Here is a 16,650-nt window from a genome sequence, read left to right on the forward strand (position 1 = left end):
GACAGTAGGACGGCGGCGACGACTCACGGGCGGGATGCTGGGGTTTGGATGGGCGATGGGGCCGGTTCGCAACCCATCGTATGGCCTCGCAGCCAATCCAGCGCCCCTTGAGGACGGGGAATGGTATTGGTTTCCAGGGTGGTGATGGCCCAAGGATCATCAAGCCTTTGCTGCGATCGCCCCAAGGAGATCCCAAACCAGCGTCCGGAAACCGCCGCCTGGGTGCAAGCTGTTGTTTGGGGAATTTTGGCCGTGGTGCTCGATCGCGGTAGCAACAGAAGCTGCAAGCCGACCACGGTCATTAGGGTGGTGATCGCAAGGCTGAGATTGTTTCGCATGTCGATCGCACCTCAAAACGCAGGACTCCAAAGCGGCCCAGCCGCTGGGTAACCGTCGGTCAGCCTAAGGCCGCCAGATGTCAGGGGGTTGTCGATGGCGTGTCAGACGGCGTTTCAATCCATTAGCTTTCAGCAACTTTCGGCTTTCAGCAAATTCTGACTACCATCGAAATATCGAAATATCGAATTCTGATCCTCAGAAGATACAGGGATTGATTCGGTTCCCGTGCGATCGATTTAACAGGATGGTTGCGATCGAGATCGGTTGCGTCGGTTGCAATCGATCGGGCCCCAGCCGCCCACACCGGCCCAAGCCCCTATAATCTGAAAGCCAATCCTTCCGTCGAACCATGGTCGTTGAATTCGCCGACTCCGCCAAACTGGCTGTGGAAGTTAACCGCCGCCGCAACTTTGCCATCATTTCCCACCCGGACGCGGGGAAAACCACCCTCACTGAAAAGTTGCTTCTGTATGGCGGTGCAATTCACGAAGCCGGTTCCGTGCGGGCCCGTCGCGACCAGCGCCAAGCCACCTCAGACTGGATGGAATTGGAAAAGCAACGGGGCATTTCCATTACCTCCACGGTATTGCAGTTTGAATATCGGGATTGCCAAATTAATTTGTTGGATACGCCCGGTCACCAAGATTTCAGCGAAGACACCTACCGCACCCTGGCCGCTGCGGATAATGCGGTGATGTTGATTGATGCGGCTAAAGGTTTGGAGCCACAAACGCGCAAACTTTTTGAGGTTTGCCGGTTGCGGAAATTGCCGATTTTTACCTTTGCCAACAAGCTCGATCGCCCCTCCCAAGAGCCGCTGAATCTATTAGATGAAATTGAAAAGGAGCTAAAACTCGCCACCTATCCGGTGAACTGGCCGATCGGGACGGGCGATCGCTTCAAGGGAGTGTTTGATCGCCGCACTCGAAAAGTGCATCTGTTCCAGCGATCGCGCCACGGCAGCAAAATGGCCAGCGAAACCACCCTGGACTTGGACGCACCGGAACTGCTGGAATTGGTGGAACCGGACGTTTATCAAACCTTTAGGGATGAACTGGAACTGATTGAAGAAGTGGGTTCTGAGTTGGATCTCGAAGCGGTTTTGTCCGGCGAACTCACCCCCGTTTTCTTCGGCAGCGCCATGACCAATTTTGGGGTGCAACTGTTTCTCGATGCCTTCTTGGACTATGCGGCCAAGCCGGGCCCCCGCACCGCCCGAACTGGATCCGTTGACCCAACCCATGAGCATTTTTCGGGCTTTGTCTTTAAGTTGCAGGCCAACATGGATCCAAAACACCGCGATCGGGTGGCCTTCGTGCGGGTTTGCTCCGGCAAATTCGAGAAAGACATGGTGGTGACCCATGCGCGATCGGGCAAAAGCTTACGATTGGCTCGGCCGCAAAAGCTCTTTGCTCAGGATCGCGAATCCGTTGAGGAAGCCTACGCGGGCGATGTCATTGGCTTAAACAATCCTGGAGCCTTCTCGATCGGGGACACCATTTACATTGGCCCCAAAATTGAATACGAAGGCATTCCCTGTTTTTCGCCGGAACTCTTTGCCTATTTGCGAAACCCTAACCCCTCTAAATTCAAACAATTTCAAAAGGGAATTTCGGAACTTCGCGAAGAAGGAGCCGTCCAAATCATGTATTCCACCGACGAGGCCAAGCGCGATCCAATTCTGGCGGCCGTGGGGCAACTGCAATTTGAAGTGGTGCAATTCCGCTTGCAAAGTGAATACGGTGTGGAATCACGGGTTGAGCTGCTGCCCTATTCCGTGGCCCGTTGGGTCACCGCCGGCTGGGATGAGCTAGCCAAAGTGGGCCGGTTGTTTAATGCCATGACCGTCAAAGATATGTGGGATCGTCCCGTTTTGTTGTTCAAAAACGAGTGGAATTGTCAACAGGTGGAGGGAGATCACCCCAGCCTACAACTCCAGTCGATCGCGCCCTTAACCTAATGACTTCACGATCTGCGACATTTGGCTATTTTGGGGGCTGGTTTGACCAACGCTTTGGGTCAGCCCCCCAAGCCCGCTATCCAACGTTTAAGTCAGCGATCGGGCTATTTTTGCAGCACTTGGGTGATCGACGGGATGGGGTGATTGTGGAAACCGGCACCCAGCGACTACCCGACGACTGGGGAGCTGGCTGCTCAACCACCATCTTTGGTGAAACCCTAGAAACCTTTGATGGCGGTCGCCTTTGGACAGTGGATCTGTCGCCGGAAAATCTGACCACTTCCCAGCACTGCACCCAGCATGTGGCTCAGCGAATTGAGTATGTTTGCAGTGATTCGGTGACCTTCCTCAAACAGTTCGATCGCCCGATTGACTTGCTGTATTTGGATAGTTTGGATTGGTGGGATGATCCTCAAATTCAACAACAATCCCAGGCCCATCAACTGGCAGAAATTGAAGCCGCCTGGGATAAATTACGCCAAGGTTGCATCATTTTGCTCGATGACAATGGGTTGCCGGGCGGTGGCAAGGCCCGACTCACGAAGGAATTCTTAAGCCAGCAGGGTTGGAGCTGCATCCTCGACTATCAACAGAGTCTTTGGATTTCTGAGAAAGTCATGTTTTAAGTACATGTTCCAAATTTGTGTTCTAAATTTATGTTTTAGATACATGTTTTAGATACATGTTTTAGATGCAGGCCTTAAATTTATGCTTCAAAGTGCTGTTTGTAGGACTTTGATGGGATCACTGAAAAATTGAGACTGGAATTCTGTCACCATTTGAGGTAAACCTGCAATTAGAGTGCCTTGATGATGGGTGATGGGGCACTTCCCCGCGTTCCTTTGCTTGTTTCCTTCACCTTGGTTCTGCCCTGTGCCATACTCATCCACCCGATCGCGTGCCTTGTTTAAACGGTCTCAGCCGCCCGAGACCGACTATGCAGACTACCTGGAACTGCCGCCAGAGGGGCCAGAGCTGGACTTGTTGCGAGCGGCCCGGGCCATCTATGAGGCCTACTGCGTGATTATGGTCGATCGCGCTCGGCGGCCCTATGGAATTGTGGTGAATCGGCACACCTTTCGAGGGCGACCGATTTTTCAAGATCGAGTGATTCTTTTGCCTGACGAACGCTTCATTTCGATTCGGCAAATTGAATTGCAAATGTATTAGATCAATCAAGTTGGATCAATCAAGTTAGATCAATCAAAGATTGGAGCCATCAGCGATCAGGCGATCGATGTGCCCGGACAATGCAATAGCAAGAAATGTAACCAGGATCAGCACCGTTGGCCAAAAAAATATAGCCAGACTAATCCTTGAATCGAAATTAGGTCTGAGTCAGAAGACCTGATCAAGGACAAGATCAGCAATTTCTTAAATTTCCTAGATCTGTCTTTTGAGCTTGACCTTTACAATAAAAGAACCGCGCCGTTTTTCATCGCAATGACGTTAGGTTGCCTGTGTCTCCGTTGCCATCATCACTGATTGCTAATCAAGCTGAGTCGATCCAGATTGAAACCCTGGAATTGTTGGAATGGCCGCGCCTTTGCCAGCATCTGGCAACCTTTACGGCCACCAAGCTGGGGGCGATCGTGGCCCGACAGTTGCCAATTCCGGGCGATCGCCGCACCAGCGAAACCCTGTTGGCCCAAACCCGCGAGGCTTGGGAGCTGGAACGCAGCGCCACGGGAGGCCTGAATTTTGGCGGGATTGCGGATATTGGGGCGGCGCTCGATCGGGCCACGCGGGGCGGTGTGCTGGCCGGTGAGGAATTGCTGGAAGTGGCTACTACCCTATCTGGGGCCCGCAACCTGCGCCGGGCGATCGACCAGCGGGAAGATTTGCCGGCCCTGGCGGCCCTGGTCGAGGAGCTGCGGACTTATCCGGAGCTGGAGCAGGAAATTCACTACTGCATTGACGATCGGGGCGATGTGACCGATCGTGCCAGCCCCAAGTTGGCAGAAGTCCGCGAAAAGCTGCGGGCCGGCCGCGATTGGATTTACCAAAAGCTGCACAACATCATGCAGCAGCATTCCAACGCGATTCAGGAACCAAATATTAGCCAACGGGGCGATCGGTTCGTGATTCCCGTGAAGGCCAGCCACAAGGACGTGATTCGCGGCATTGTCCACGACACGTCCTCCACGGGCGCAACTCTGTACGTGGAACCCCACACGATCACCGAGCAAAACAACCGCCTGCGCCAATGGCAACGGCAAGAGGTGATCGAGTCGGAAATTGTCCGGCGGCGGCTAAGCGAGCAGATTGCCGAGGTGGCTCCCGATCTGGAGCGGCTGTTGGCGGTGGCCACGGAGCTGGACTTGGCCGCGGCCCGGGCCCGCTATTCCTTTTGGATTGAGGGCAATGCGCCGCGTTTTATTGAACCGGATGAAACCCTGACCCTGCGCCAGTTGCGCCACCCGTTGCTGATTTGGCAACAGAAGCACGAGCAAGGGCGGGACGTAATCCCGATCGATGTGCGAGTCGATCCGACGATTCGGGTGGTGGCGATTACGGGGCCGAACACCGGGGGCAAAACCGTCACCCTGAAGACCCTGGGTTTGGCGGCCCTGATGGCGAAGGCGGGGCTGTTTGTGCCTGCGCGGGAGCCGGTGGAGTTGCCGTGGTTTAGCCAGGTGTTGGCGGATATCGGTGATGAACAGTCGATCGAGCAGAACCTGTCCACCTTCTCGGGCCACATCCGCCGGATCGTCCGTATCCTGGATGCCCTCCAGCCCGATCGCCCTGCCACCAACGACGGGGTGGGTGCGATCGCCCCGGAAAGGGCGCACGGCGGTGCGCCCCTACAGGAACCTGGTTTGGACGATTCAAATGGATCAGAATCCGACGGAAACGAAACCGTAGGGGCGCAAGGCCTTGCGCCCTCCGCCGATCGCCCCGCCACCAACGACAATCCATCCGAATCGTTGGTGTTGTTGGACGAGGTGGGCGCGGGAACCGACCCGGCCGAAGGCAGCGCCCTGGCCGCCGCCCTGCTGGAAGCCCTGGCTGATCGCGCCCGCTTGACCGTGGCGACGACGCACTTTGGGGAACTGAAAACCCTGAAATATCGTGATAGCCGGTTCGAGAACGCCTCGGTGGAATTTGATGACCAAACCCTTAGCCCCACCTATCGGTTGCTGTGGGGAATTCCGGGGCGATCGAACGCCTTGAGCATTGCCCGCCGGTTGGGGTTGGATGAAGCCGTGGTCACGGCTGCGGGCGATCGGGTGGGTGGCCAATCAGAAGACATCAACCGGACGATCGCCGGCCTAGAAGCCGAACGCCGCCGCCAGGAAGCCAAGGCGAACGAGGTGGCGCACCTGTTGCAGCGGGCCGAGTTTTTGCATGAGCAAATCGATCGCAAGGCCCAAACCCTGAAGGAGCGAGAAGAGCAGCTCAAGCAAACCCAAGAAGCCGCCGTCCAAAAGGAAATTGAGCGAGCCCGCAGCGAAATTGCCCAGGTGATCCGGCAGTTGCAGCGGGGCACACCCACGGGCCAGCAAGCCCAGCAAGCCACGGCCCAAGTGGGCGAAATTGCCCAACGATTCCTGCCGTCTCAGCAGCCGAAACCGAAACCCAAGGGCTACAAACCCCAGGTGGGCGAACGGGTGCGCGTGCCCAAGCTCGGCGGCGCAGCGGAGGTGTTGGCGATCGATGAGGCCGATGAGGAAATCACGATTCGGATGGGGCTGATTAAGGCAACCCTCCAGTTTGCCGACGTGGAATCCCTTGATGGCAAAAAAATCGAGGTGCAAAAACCGGAGCCGAAACCCGCGCCCCCGCCGAAAACCAAGGAGCGATCGATCCTCCGCACCAGCAGCAACACCCTGGACATTCGTGGGGCCCGGGTAGCCGACGCGGAAATCGAAGTGGAACAGGCGATCGATCGGGCGATTTCCGCTGACTTTGGTTGCCTGTGGATCTTGCATGGCAAGGGAACCGGTAAACTGCGAGACGGCGTGCGCGCCCACCTCAAAACCCATCGACTGGTGGAACGCTTTGAGGATGCCCCCCGCGAGGATGGCGGCACGGGCGTGACGGTCGCCTATTTGCGTTAGGGTTCTGGCGAGGAGTGGTGTGTGTTGAATGCCGTTCGATCGAAGGGCTGGCCGTGGCTGGTGGTTTGGGTGCTGCCCGCGCTGCTGCTGGCGGCCTTGATGGTGCGTTATGGCGTAAACCTCCCCACCTACGACCAGTGGGACACGCCGGGGGTGTTGTTCGTGAAGTTGGCAGAGCATCAGCCGCTGACCTTCGTGGATTTTATTTCCCAACACAATGAAAGCCGCAAAGTCTTTCCCCGGCTGATCTTTTTGGGATTGGCTTATCTGACGGGCTGGGATATTCGGGCCGAGTTGGCGGTGATTTTTGCCCTGGTTTGTGGGGCGGCGGGGGCAATTTTTGCCTTGGGGCGATCGACGGTTTTAGATCGTAGATTTCAGGCGATCGCCTTTGCCTTAGCCAGTTGCTTACTGTTCAGCCCGTCCCAATGGGAAAACTGGGTTTATAGCATTCAAATTGTTGTTTTCCTGCCGATTTTTTGCATCACCACTAGTTTGTGGTTGGCGCAATCTTCGCTGAGGTTTTGGCAGAAAATTGCGATCAATATTGTGTTAGCCACGATCAGCACCTATTCCAGCGCTAGCGGGATGTTTTGCTGGTTTCTGTCGTTCCCGGCGCTGTTTTTAAAGGACTGGATCGTTGGCTTGAGTCGGGAAGATGCTGGTGGGCGCACGGCGGTGCGGGATGCTGGTGAAACTGGATCGTTAGGTGACAAAGATAGTGGTGGGCGCACGGCGGTGCGCCCCTACGGGATTGTTGGAGATTTGGGGCGATCGATTCAATCGTTAGGCGCGACGGCTCGCCAGTCCTGGATTGGGTTGGGGGTGTGGCTCGCGGCGATGGCGGCGAATTTACTGCTCTATTTTTGGGATTATTACAAACCCCCCAGCCACCCGAGTTTTGCGGGGCCGCTGCAACAACCGATCGCCGGGATTAAATATTGGTTTGCCTTGATGGGGGCGATCCTGGGATTTGATGATTTGGGGTTGAGTCAACTGCTGGGGGGCTTGGGGCTGCTGGGCTTTTTGGGGTTAGTAATCCTGGCTTGGCGAGGCGATCGGGCGCGATCGTTTGAGTGGGTGATTTTTGGGTGCTATGCGATCGGTACTGATGCGATCGTCACCCTCGGGCGGTTTGGGTTTGGGCCCGATGCTGCCCTGACTTCCCGTTACCAAACCTTTTCGCTTTATCTGTGGATTGCGATTATTCATCTGTCCGCGATTTTGTTGCCCCAATTCACTCAGCACCGCTTACCCAAACCCTGGCGAAAAGGGCTAGTTATTTTTGGGTTAACCCTGTTTTTAGTGTTGCATTACGCCAGCTTTGCGATCGGGTCGCGCAACTTGGCGAACTTCAGTCGCGATCGCCATCAGGGCAAAGCTTGTTTAACGTTTATCAACAGTTTCCAAGATGAACGCTGCTTCACCGAGTGGATTTATCCTGAGCTGAATGACCATGTTCTCAACACCATTCGCGACACCAATCAGCTCGGGTTTGTGCGTCCGCCAATTGCTCCCCCAATTCCCGAAAAAACGGATCTGAAAGCCTTAGCCCAAAATCAACCGATCGCTGGCAACTTCCAAACCCTCACGCTCCAAAAAAATGACGATACTTGGGAATATGTGGCCGGGGGCGAGCTGACTTTGGGTGCTGGTTGCCAGCCTACGCGATCGGTTTTATTGGCTTACGAAAAAGACGGTGCAACGATTCCGTTCACAGCGGCAAAAGTGGGCAAAAACTATCGCGGCATGGGGCAAATTCTCGGTGATTTTGTTTGTCCTAATAATCGCTGGAACAAGAGTTTTGAGCTAGAAAAATTGGTGTCTGATCCCCAAAAACGGCTGGAAATTGTGCGATCGCCCAAAATCACCGCCTGGGCCTTCGACACCGATCGCGGCACGGTCTATCCCCTCGCTGGTTCCTATTCTTTCCCGCAAAAATCATGAGTGAGCCAACCTACCGCAATCCAGCCCCCACGGTGGATTTGATTATTGAACTGGTCGATCGCCCCCACCGCCCGATCGTGTTGATTGAGCGGAAATACGATCCGCTGGGCTGGGCCATCCCCGGCGGCTTTGTGGATTATGGCGAATCGGTGGAGGATGCGGCCCGGCGGGAAGCCCTCGAAGAAACCTGCTTGACGGTGACCTTGGTCGAGCAATTCTATGTCTATTCCGACCCACAGCGGGATGCGCGCAAACACACCATGAGCGTGGTGTTTATTGCCACGGCTATGGGCGATCCCCAAGCGGCCGATGATGCCCAAAATTTAGCGATCTTTAATCCTTGGGAGCTACCCAAAAATCTTTGCTTTGATCACGATCGCATCCTCGCAGATTACCTCCGTTACCGCTATTATGGACAGCGACCTCGCCCCTGATTTTGATTACTAATTCTCTGGTTGCCCATTCGATCATGCCTAAACAAGTTATTCAAACCGACAAAGCGCCTAACCCCGTTGGCCCCTATAACCAAGCGATCGTCGCGAATGGAATGCTGTTTGCTTCGGGGCAAATCTCCATCGATCCGGCCACCAATCAACTCGTCCATGAAGGCGATGTGGTGGCCCAAACGGAACGGGTGCTGCAAAATCTGGAAGCAGTTTTGGAAGCTGGTGGAACCGGGTTTGCGAATGTGGTGAAAACCACGATTTTCCTGGCGAATATGGATGATTTCGCCATGGTAAATGCGGTCTATGCCCAATACTTTTCTGAGGTAACGGCTCCGGCGCGGGCGACCGTGGAAGTGGCTCGTTTGCCCAAGAATGTATTGGTGGAAATTGACTGCACCGCCATTGTTGATTAACCGAACTCGCCAGATCAAAGCCCGATCGATCTGTGATGGACGGGCTGTTCATGGTGAAGAGGTGCGGATTAACAGGGCGGTATTTTCCAGCCGACAAACCGGACGATCGAGCCGGCCCCAAGGTCAATCAATCTAAGATCTCGATCGTGCCGGTTGTGCCATCCAGCCGCAACAGTTGGCCCGTGCGGAGTCGTTGGGTGGCGTTGGGAATGTCCATCACCGCTGGGATTCGATATTCCCGCGCCACGATCGCTCCGTGGGACAAACGCCCCCCCGCCTCGCAAATGAGGCCGCCAGCTCGCACCAGAAGGGGCCCCCAAGCCGCATCCGCATGGGGAATCACCAAAATGGATCGTTGATCGATCGCCGGAGCCAGGGTCAGTTCACTCAGCGATCGAATCACAATCACACGCCCCTCCACCCGGCCGGGACTGCCGCCTAACCCACGGAGGGTCGATCGCGCCGCCGCCGCACTCCACTCCAGGGCGCAAAGGGGCGGCTCTTGGCCATAAACCAACGGAGCGGCCGGCGTTTCGCACCAATCAGCAAAGGCTTGGCGGCGTTGGGCAATCCGAGCGGTCAGAATCCGTTGCAGGTTTTGGTTTTGGGGGTGGGCCACCCATTGCCGAATTTCGGCTAATTCCAGATAAAAAATATCGCCTTCCTGCTGCAACAGGCCGGTCGCCTGCCACTGCTGCTCTAGGGCCACAAAAGTCCATCGCAGTTGCGCCAACAGCTTGTTGTAGAGTTCTGCTACCTGTCCTTTCAAATCAAGACGGCGCTGGGCGATCGACGTTTGACGGCGGGGGCTGCTGGGTTGGGTGATTGGGGTTTTGGCCAACTGCAACAGCATGGTCTGTGGAATCTCCACTGCCTCGCGCCAGGTGGGCACGGCCACATCGGTTCCCACTTCGCTCAAATAGCCATAGGTGTCCAGAAATACTTGAAAGCTAGCGAGAATTTCCCGCCCTTCCGGTGACTCCGCCAAGGCGGCCCAAACGGCCGGGGCCTGATCCAAGGCGCGAATTCGCTCCAAGGACAAAACCGCTTGCATCCGTTGAGCCAAATTCTGGAGCCAGCGGGTGGCGGCCACTTCCGGGTGGCGGCTGGGATCGAGTTGCTCCGGTTTGCGACGGCCGATCGCTTGGCGCAGGGCGGCACTCAGGGGGGCCAAAATGCTGTACTCCGTGGCGCGATCGAGCAGCCCCATAATCTGCTCTGCCCGCACCAGGAGGCGTTCTGGCTCTGAAAACTGTTCTGCTGGCAGGGTTTCCAGGTTTTGGAGTCCGGGTTCAAACCACTGTTCCCAGTCGCGCTGAAACGATCGATCCAAATTCCACTCCCGACCCAACAGCCGCCAAAGACCCGGCAAGTTACGCAGGGTGGCCGTGAGGGGTGGCCGGCTCATTTTGCCCCCGTGGGTGAGGGCTTCCAAACTCTCGGGCGGCAAGCCCATCCGCCGAAACAAATCCGCCAACAGGGTGACGTTGAAATAGGCGCGGCCGTGGAATAGGGTGGCCGTTTCCAAAAAATCCAATCCCGCTGCCCGATCGCCCAAAACCAGCGTGAACAGTCGCCCCCAGGCCCCACAGGTCATGGGCCGGTTAATGGACCAAGTGAGGGGCCGAATTACGCCGGGAATGGCTTCCGCGGCCATCCGCCGCGTCCAAATGGGTAGCAGGGTGGTGATGGGGCGAGCCTGCAAAATCCACAGGTGCTGGCCGTCAAATGTCCATTCCACATCCTGGGGAATGCCGTCAAAATGAGATTCCAAATCCCGCGTCAACAGGGCCACTTCCCGCACCAACCAACCGGGCACATCGCCGGTTCCGGTTTCGGCAGCCAGGGGGCGCGTGCTGGTGGCGAGAGCGCGCAATTCTGACTCGATCGACTGGGGCGGATTGGCCGGGCCCGGAAAGGCAACCGATCGGGACTCCCGCCAGGCCGTCACATCCAATTCACTCAAATCAATCCGGTACGATTCGGGGGTGATGCGCCCGGAAACCACTTGGGCAGCGGAACCGGGCAGGGCTTCCACCAAAACCGCTTCGCCCTGTTGCGTCACGGGATCGCGGCTGAAGGCCACTCCCGAAAAGGCTCCGGCAATTTGTGGTTGCACCAGCACGGCCATGCTGGCATCGGGCAGGTTGCGATCGCGCCGATACTCGATCGCCTCCGGTGCGTCATAGGACACAAAAACCACCGCCGCCGCTTCCACCAACTCCAAGGGGGTACGCACATCACTGACAGTGCAATACAAGCCAGCGGCAGCCGAGCGATCGCCGTCCTCCCCGATCGCGGACGAGCGCACAATCAAGGGCGGATCAAAAATGGCTTGGGCCACCCCTTCAGTTAACTCGCCCTGGCCCGCCAAGCGGTTGGCCAACAGCACGGGATCATCTCCCGGCAGCAAAATCCAACCGGGCAAAACCGGATAGCCCCAAGCCTTCAAGCGGGACAGGGTGGCGGCCTTCGTGCCGGCCCGTTGTGGATCCAGTGGTTGATCGAGAGAGAGCATTGAATCTGCCTTGCCTTGAAAAAAGCCCATGGCCCCTTGAGAACCGGCGGCCGCTCCCGATCGCCCCAAGGCCAGATCCTCGGGCATGGTTTGGCAAATCCAGGCCAGCAAAGCCGCCACCAACACAGATCCCACCACCCGATCGACCCCATTGGGATTCAGCAACCCCAACATCAGCGGATAGAGCGCCAGGGCCAGCAACCGACTGGTTTGGCGATCGCGCGTGAAGGCAAACCCGGACACCGACAGCAGCCCCGTCAGCAACGCCGCACTGGGTTCATGGGCGATCGCCCCCCAAGTGGCGTTGGTCATGCCCGCGCCTCGGCCCACCCAATAGCGCCCCAACACGACACCCCCGATCGTCAGCCATTCCCAACCCGACTCGATCGGGAAAAACTGCCGAGCTAACCACACCGCGCCCAATCCCTTCAGGGCCTCCCCCGACACGGCCAACAGGCCCCACCAAGGACCCGCATGGTAAAAAGCCGCCGAGACGCTGACATTTCCCGTGCCCAACCGTCGCAACCGTTTGCCTGTGCCCCAACGCACAATCCAGTCCGTGAGAGGCAAAGCTCCCAAAGCCGGACAAAGGGTTAGCAACAGTAGAAGGCCCAAAGTCTGTTCGCTGGTCATGGATGGCAACGGTCGAGGCAATGCTCAAACTAACTGTGGGAACTGACGAACCGCCACCTGTCCCCGGGAACTGAAACAAATCAGCCCCTGGCTTTCCGTCGTTTGTTGTTGGCTGAATCCCGTAATCTGATAACCCGTGGTGTCATAAAAGGTCACCATTCCACCCTGTCGCAGGGCCAGGCGATTGAACGGCGCAAAATAAGCATAATCCAGATGGTTTTGGCGGCCTTGGATTGAGGGCTGGCCCCAGTCCCTTGGCCACCAGCAATCGACCGCTCCGAAATCCATGGGCGGCATGGGGTTCCAGGGAAACGGCGACTGGCCAGGGGTTGCTTGACTGGGGGGCTGGCGAGGTGGCTGACTGGATGGGGCGATCGGGGCGCTTTGGTATTGCACCTGGGTTGAGTGGGCAACACCTGGAGTGGTTGGCAATTCTGTCGCCCAGGTCTGGCACAAGTCCTGGTACAAGTCTTGGCACAGGTTAGCCACCCGAGCTTTCAGGGACTGATTAAACAGATCCCCAATCATCATCATCCCTCCCTGCATCCATTGGCCCGCCCCGCCCAACTCCGGGTGATTAAACTGGGCCATGGTTCCGCGTCCCGATCGAATCCTGTCGGCCAAATGGCTGACCGCTGCCACCGAGAACCCGTGGCGATCGGCGATCGACTGTAGCCTTTGAATATCCATGCCCCTACCTCAGTCCCTGACGATTGGATTTACGGTTTTTGATTTACTTTCGATTTACTTTCGATCTACCTTTTTTGACTATGCTTTTCTGATCGTTCTTCTCGATTGCTCTTCTTAATTTTTCTGTTTGATGGCTCTCTGATTACAATTGGATCACTATTTGATCACTATTTGACCTACGTTGTGATTGATTGACAGTTGAATCATCGAAAATTCATCCATCGAAAATTCATCCATTGGGAACTGCTCGATTAGAAATTTATCGTAACTTCACCCATGCAATCTTCTCCTCAACCCCCTAAAGTTTCCCCAAAGCCCTTGATGTCGCAAATTCGGCGATCAGGAGCCATCTTCCGCGCCCTAAGCACCACCTATTACGCTTATATGTTGGAATATCGGGCGGAATTATTGCTTTGGGCCCTCTCGGGAGCCGTGCCGTTCATTTTGATGGGTGCTTGGGTCAAAGCGGCGGAAACGGGGCAATTTGGGCTGTCTTCCATCCAATTTGCTCAATATTACCTAGCCGCATTCATTGCTCGACAAATGAACGTGGTTTGGGTGGTTTGGGAATTTGAGAAAGAAGTAAACCAAGGTCTCCTTTCGCCCAAGCTTTTACAGCCGATCGACCCAGCTTGGCATCACCTGGTTTCCCACCTCACGGAGCGATTTGTGCGATTGCCGATCATTGGGTTGCTCGTGATTTTATTTTTTGTGCTCTATCCCCAATCATTTTGGCTGCCCAGCGCCACAAATCTCTTGGGGTTTATGATCATTACGCTTTTGGCCTTTGGCCTGCGATTTTTAATTCAATACACCTTTGCCATGGGGGCATTTTGGATGGAAAAAGCGGCCGCCCTGGAACAGGCTTGGTTTTTTATTTATCTGCTGGGTTCAGGAATTTTGGCTCCATTGGAGGTGTTTCCGCCCCTGGTGCGATCGATTGTGGAATGGACTCCGTTTCCTTATCTGATCCACTTTCCCGCTGCGTTGTTGATGGGTTTGCCGGTGGATTGGGGTAAGGGACTCTTGGCGATCGGGCTGTGGAGTGGCTTTTTCTATGGCTTGAATCGTTGGCTCTGGCGGCGGGGTCTGCGGCAATATTCCGGCATGGGAGCCTAGGGCCTGTCGTCATTTTCTGAGATCAGACAACAACGGTTGGTTTTCCATGCCCCAATCGTGGGGAACAAGGGGCTTGAGCATCTTGTTCCTCACGATCTGACAACGGTGGAATCAGGGTTTCAGGCGATTTGACGACACGCCCTAAGCGGCAGGCCTCAGCAACAAAAGCGCCCAAGTAGGAGCGTACGGGTGTACGGCCGTGCGCCCCCACAGGCATTTCCCTTGATCGCTATTCCGCGTTTTGGAAAACCCGCCGCAGATCAATCACGTCGCTCATCTTGCGAATGTGGGTAAAGACCCGATCGAGCTGGGCCCGATCGCAGATGTCAATGCCCAAGGTGATCATGGCCGTTTCGCCCGGCTTGGTTTTCACGGCGGCCCGGTTCACGTTCACATTCGAGTCCGCCAGTCGGGTCAGGATATCCTTGAGCACCCCCACCCGATCGATTGTTTCCACCCGAATTTCCACCGGATAGGTGGGCTGGCGACCCACATTGGTCACCTCGGGGTTCCAACTCACCGGAACCAGGCGATCGCCCGGCACATTCGCCAAATTGCTGCAATCTTGGCGGTGAATGGCCAAGCCCCGGCTGCTGCGGGTCACCACCCCCACGATCGGCTCGCCCGGCACCGCGTGACAACAGCCCGCCATGTGATGCAACAGCCCTTCCACCCCCAAAATGGGCGACAGGCGATGGCGATTTGACCCCGAATCCCCGTGGGGGCGCGGGCTAGACGACGGCATAATCACCGCCTCAGCCACCGGTTGCGCGGTTTTCACCACCTCGCGAATCCGCCCCAGCAGCATATTCAACGTAATTTCCCCGTAGCCCAACGCGGCCAGGGTGTCATCCACGCTGTGGTAGTTGCAGCGTTCCGCCACCGCCTGCATAGGTGCGGACTTCAGAAAACTTTCAAACCCCTGCTTACCCAGTTCCTTTTCCAGCAGTTCGCGGCCGCGGCTGATGTTTTCTTCCCGGCGCGATCGCTTGTACCACAGCCGAATTCGGTTGCGGGCCGTGGCCGTCACCACAAAGTTCAGCCAATCGAGGCTGGGGTGCGCATTTTTCTGGGTGATGATTTCAATGATGTCGCCGTTTTGCAGGCCCGTGTCCAGGGTCACCATCCGGCGATTCACCAGGGCCCCCGCGCAATGGTTGCCCACCTCCGTATGAATTCGGTAGGCAAAATCCACCGGGGTTGCATGGTTGCTGAGGGCAATCACATCGCCCTTGGGTGTAAAGACATAAATCTCATCCTCAAAGAGATTTTTCTTAACATTTTCCAGGTACTCATGCGCATCCTTCAGATCGCTTTGCCACTCCAGCAATTGCCGCAGCCAAATAAACTTTTCATCATCGGTGCTGGCGGCCAAGTGGCTACCACCCGTTTCCTTATATTTCCAGTGGGCTGCAATCCCGTATTCCGCCACCCGATGCATTTCTTCGGTGCGAATTTGCACTTCCAAGGGCCGTCCCGTCAAGCCAATCACTGAGGTATGAAGCGATTGATAGCGGTTGGGTTTGGGCAGGCCAATGTAATCCTTGAATCGGCCAGGAATGGGGCGAAATTCATCATGAACCACGGCTAAAGCGCGGTAACATTCATCAACCGATTGAACAATGACGCGCACGGCAGCAATGTCATAAATCTCCCAGAAGCTTTTATTCTGGCGCTGCATCTTTTGGTAAATGCCATAGAGATGCTTGGGACGGCCGCTGGTTTCGGCGCTTTGAATGCCCAGTTGGTTGAGCCGATCGCGCAGAATTTGCAACACCCGATCGAGCCGGGCCTCACGATCGGTGCGCTTTTCCGCCACCAGTTCTTGAATTTCCCGATAGGCATCCGGTTGAAGATATTTAAACGACAGATCTTCCAGCTCCCACTTAAAGCGCCCAATGCCCAGACGATTGGCCAAGGGTGCAAAAATGTCCATGGTTTCTTGGGAAATTCGGCGTTGTTTTTCTGGAGCCAAATGCTCCAAAGTGCGCATATTGTGCAGGCGATCGGCCAATTTCACCACAATCACGCGAATGTCCTTGGCCATTGCCAAAAACATGCGCCTGAAATTTTCCGCCTGCTGCTCTTTTTTACTAGAGAAATTAAACTTAGAAAGCTTCGTGACCCCTTCCACCAAAAATCGCACTTCTGCACCAAACCTGGCTTCCAAATCTTCCAGAGTTGTAGCCGTGTCTTCCACAATATCGTGTAAAAAACCTGCCGCAATCATCTCGGGGCTGCCCCCCAATTCTCGCAGCAAACCAGCCACTGCCACCGGATGGGCAATATAGGGTTCACCGGAAGCCCGATATTGATCTTGATGTAGATCATAGGCAAATTGAAAGGCTCGACAAATCAAGCTGTTGCCTAGGGGGCGTTCCGTGCCTTGGGGGTGATGAAAATCCTCCATTAAACATTGGCTAAGCCAGGTGGGCAACGACAGGCTGGGATATTCATCAATGGGCGAGTAATGGTGGGAAACGGCGACAACCATAGGATTTTTGAGGGAAAAAATTAGGGTCTG

General features: G+C 55.9%; 12 protein-coding genes. 8 read left to right on the forward strand and 4 right to left on the reverse strand.

Annotated features, from left to right (window positions below; translation table 11 throughout):
• Positions 1 to 23 precede the first annotated feature (23 nt).
• Positions 24 to 338 carry a hypothetical protein gene (locus tag VPK24_RS08150; protein ID WP_393012010.1) on the reverse strand — a complete coding sequence of 105 codons (315 nt, stop codon included), beginning with the start codon at positions 336 to 338 and terminating at the stop codon, positions 24 to 26.
• A gap of 350 nt (positions 339 to 688) precedes the next feature.
• Here VPK24_RS08150 and prfC point away from each other — a divergent pair, with 350 nt between their 5' ends.
• The 7 genes from prfC (at position 689) to VPK24_RS08185 (ending at position 9,166) form a co-directional block, all read left to right on the forward strand.
• Complete coding sequence (gene prfC, locus VPK24_RS08155; protein WP_393012012.1) at positions 689 to 2,299, forward strand: peptide chain release factor 3; 1,611 nt, start codon at positions 689 to 691, stop codon at positions 2,297 to 2,299.
• On the forward strand, positions 2,299 to 2,925 hold the full coding sequence (locus VPK24_RS08160; protein WP_190354729.1) for a class I SAM-dependent methyltransferase: 627 nt from the start codon (positions 2,299 to 2,301) through the stop codon (positions 2,923 to 2,925). The genes prfC and VPK24_RS08160 overlap by 1 nt, the downstream gene beginning before the upstream one ends.
• A gap of 247 nt (positions 2,926 to 3,172) precedes the next feature.
• Entirely contained in the window at positions 3,173 to 3,469 is a 297-nt protein-coding gene (locus tag VPK24_RS08165) for a hypothetical protein (protein ID WP_393012014.1), read from the forward strand.
• Between the two features lie 290 nt (positions 3,470 to 3,759).
• Positions 3,760 to 6,360 (forward strand): endonuclease MutS2, encoded by a 2,601-nt coding sequence (locus VPK24_RS08170; RefSeq protein WP_393012016.1) that lies wholly within the window; start codon positions 3,760 to 3,762, stop codon positions 6,358 to 6,360.
• A 21-nt stretch (positions 6,361 to 6,381) separates the two neighbouring features.
• Positions 6,382 to 8,307 carry a hypothetical protein gene (locus tag VPK24_RS08175; protein ID WP_393012018.1) on the forward strand — a complete coding sequence of 642 codons (1,926 nt, stop codon included), beginning with the start codon at positions 6,382 to 6,384 and terminating at the stop codon, positions 8,305 to 8,307.
• Positions 8,304 to 8,741, forward strand: coding sequence for an NUDIX domain-containing protein (locus tag VPK24_RS08180; protein WP_393012020.1), 438 nt, complete (start codon positions 8,304 to 8,306; stop codon positions 8,739 to 8,741). Before VPK24_RS08175 ends, VPK24_RS08180 begins: the two co-directional genes overlap by 4 nt.
• 35 nt (positions 8,742 to 8,776) lie before the next feature.
• Positions 8,777 to 9,166, forward strand: coding sequence for a RidA family protein (locus tag VPK24_RS08185; RefSeq protein WP_393012022.1), 390 nt, complete (start codon positions 8,777 to 8,779; stop codon positions 9,164 to 9,166).
• Between the two features lie 127 nt (positions 9,167 to 9,293).
• Here the strand turns inward: VPK24_RS08185 and VPK24_RS08190 are convergent, their stop codons facing one another.
• Both VPK24_RS08190 and VPK24_RS08195 read right to left on the reverse strand, forming a co-directional pair.
• Entirely contained in the window at positions 9,294 to 12,317 is a 3,024-nt protein-coding gene (locus tag VPK24_RS08190) for a glycerol-3-phosphate acyltransferase (RefSeq protein ID WP_393012024.1), read from the reverse strand.
• A gap of 24 nt (positions 12,318 to 12,341) precedes the next feature.
• Entirely contained in the window at positions 12,342 to 13,007 is a 666-nt protein-coding gene (locus tag VPK24_RS08195; RefSeq protein WP_393012026.1) for an SHOCT domain-containing protein, read from the reverse strand.
• A 321-nt stretch (positions 13,008 to 13,328) separates the two neighbouring features.
• On the opposite strand from VPK24_RS08195, the gene VPK24_RS08200 reads away from it, so the two are divergent.
• The gene (locus tag VPK24_RS08200) at positions 13,329 to 14,126 is read left to right on the forward strand and encodes an ABC transporter permease (RefSeq protein WP_393012141.1); all 798 of its coding nucleotides are present in this window, start codon (positions 13,329 to 13,331) and stop codon (positions 14,124 to 14,126) included.
• Positions 14,127 to 14,355: 229 nt separating this feature from the next.
• Here the strand turns inward: VPK24_RS08200 and VPK24_RS08205 are convergent, their stop codons facing one another.
• Complete coding sequence (locus VPK24_RS08205) at positions 14,356 to 16,620, reverse strand: RelA/SpoT family protein (protein ID WP_393012028.1); 2,265 nt, start codon at positions 16,618 to 16,620, stop codon at positions 14,356 to 14,358.
• Positions 16,621 to 16,650 lie beyond the last annotated feature (30 nt).

The organism is Limnothrix redekei LRLZ20PSL1 (assembly GCF_043235035.1).
Lineage (GTDB): Bacteria > Cyanobacteriota > Cyanobacteriia > CACIAM-69d > CACIAM-69d > CACIAM-69d.

Bases quoted from the DNA above. Each gene is read 5' to 3' on its own strand.
- VPK24_RS08150 (WP_393012010.1), bottom strand. From the start codon at position 338: ATGCGAAACAATCTCAGCCTTGCGATCACCACCCTAATGACCGTGGTC.
- prfC (WP_393012012.1), top strand. From the start codon at position 689: ATGGTCGTTGAATTCGCCGACTCCGCCAAACTGGCTGTGGAAGTTAAC.
- VPK24_RS08160 (WP_190354729.1), top strand. From the start codon at position 2,299: ATGACTTCACGATCTGCGACATTTGGCTATTTTGGGGGCTGGTTTGAC.
- VPK24_RS08180 (WP_393012020.1), top strand. From the start codon at position 8,304: ATGAGTGAGCCAACCTACCGCAATCCAGCCCCCACGGTGGATTTGATT.
- VPK24_RS08185 (WP_393012022.1), top strand. From the start codon at position 8,777: ATGCCTAAACAAGTTATTCAAACCGACAAAGCGCCTAACCCCGTTGGC.
- VPK24_RS08190 (WP_393012024.1), bottom strand. From the start codon at position 12,317: ATGACCAGCGAACAGACTTTGGGCCTTCTACTGTTGCTAACCCTTTGT.
- VPK24_RS08195 (WP_393012026.1), bottom strand. From the start codon at position 13,007: ATGGATATTCAAAGGCTACAGTCGATCGCCGATCGCCACGGGTTCTCG.
- VPK24_RS08200 (WP_393012141.1), top strand. From the start codon at position 13,329: ATGTCGCAAATTCGGCGATCAGGAGCCATCTTCCGCGCCCTAAGCACC.
- VPK24_RS08205 (WP_393012028.1), bottom strand. From the start codon at position 16,620: ATGGTTGTCGCCGTTTCCCACCATTACTCGCCCATTGATGAATATCCC.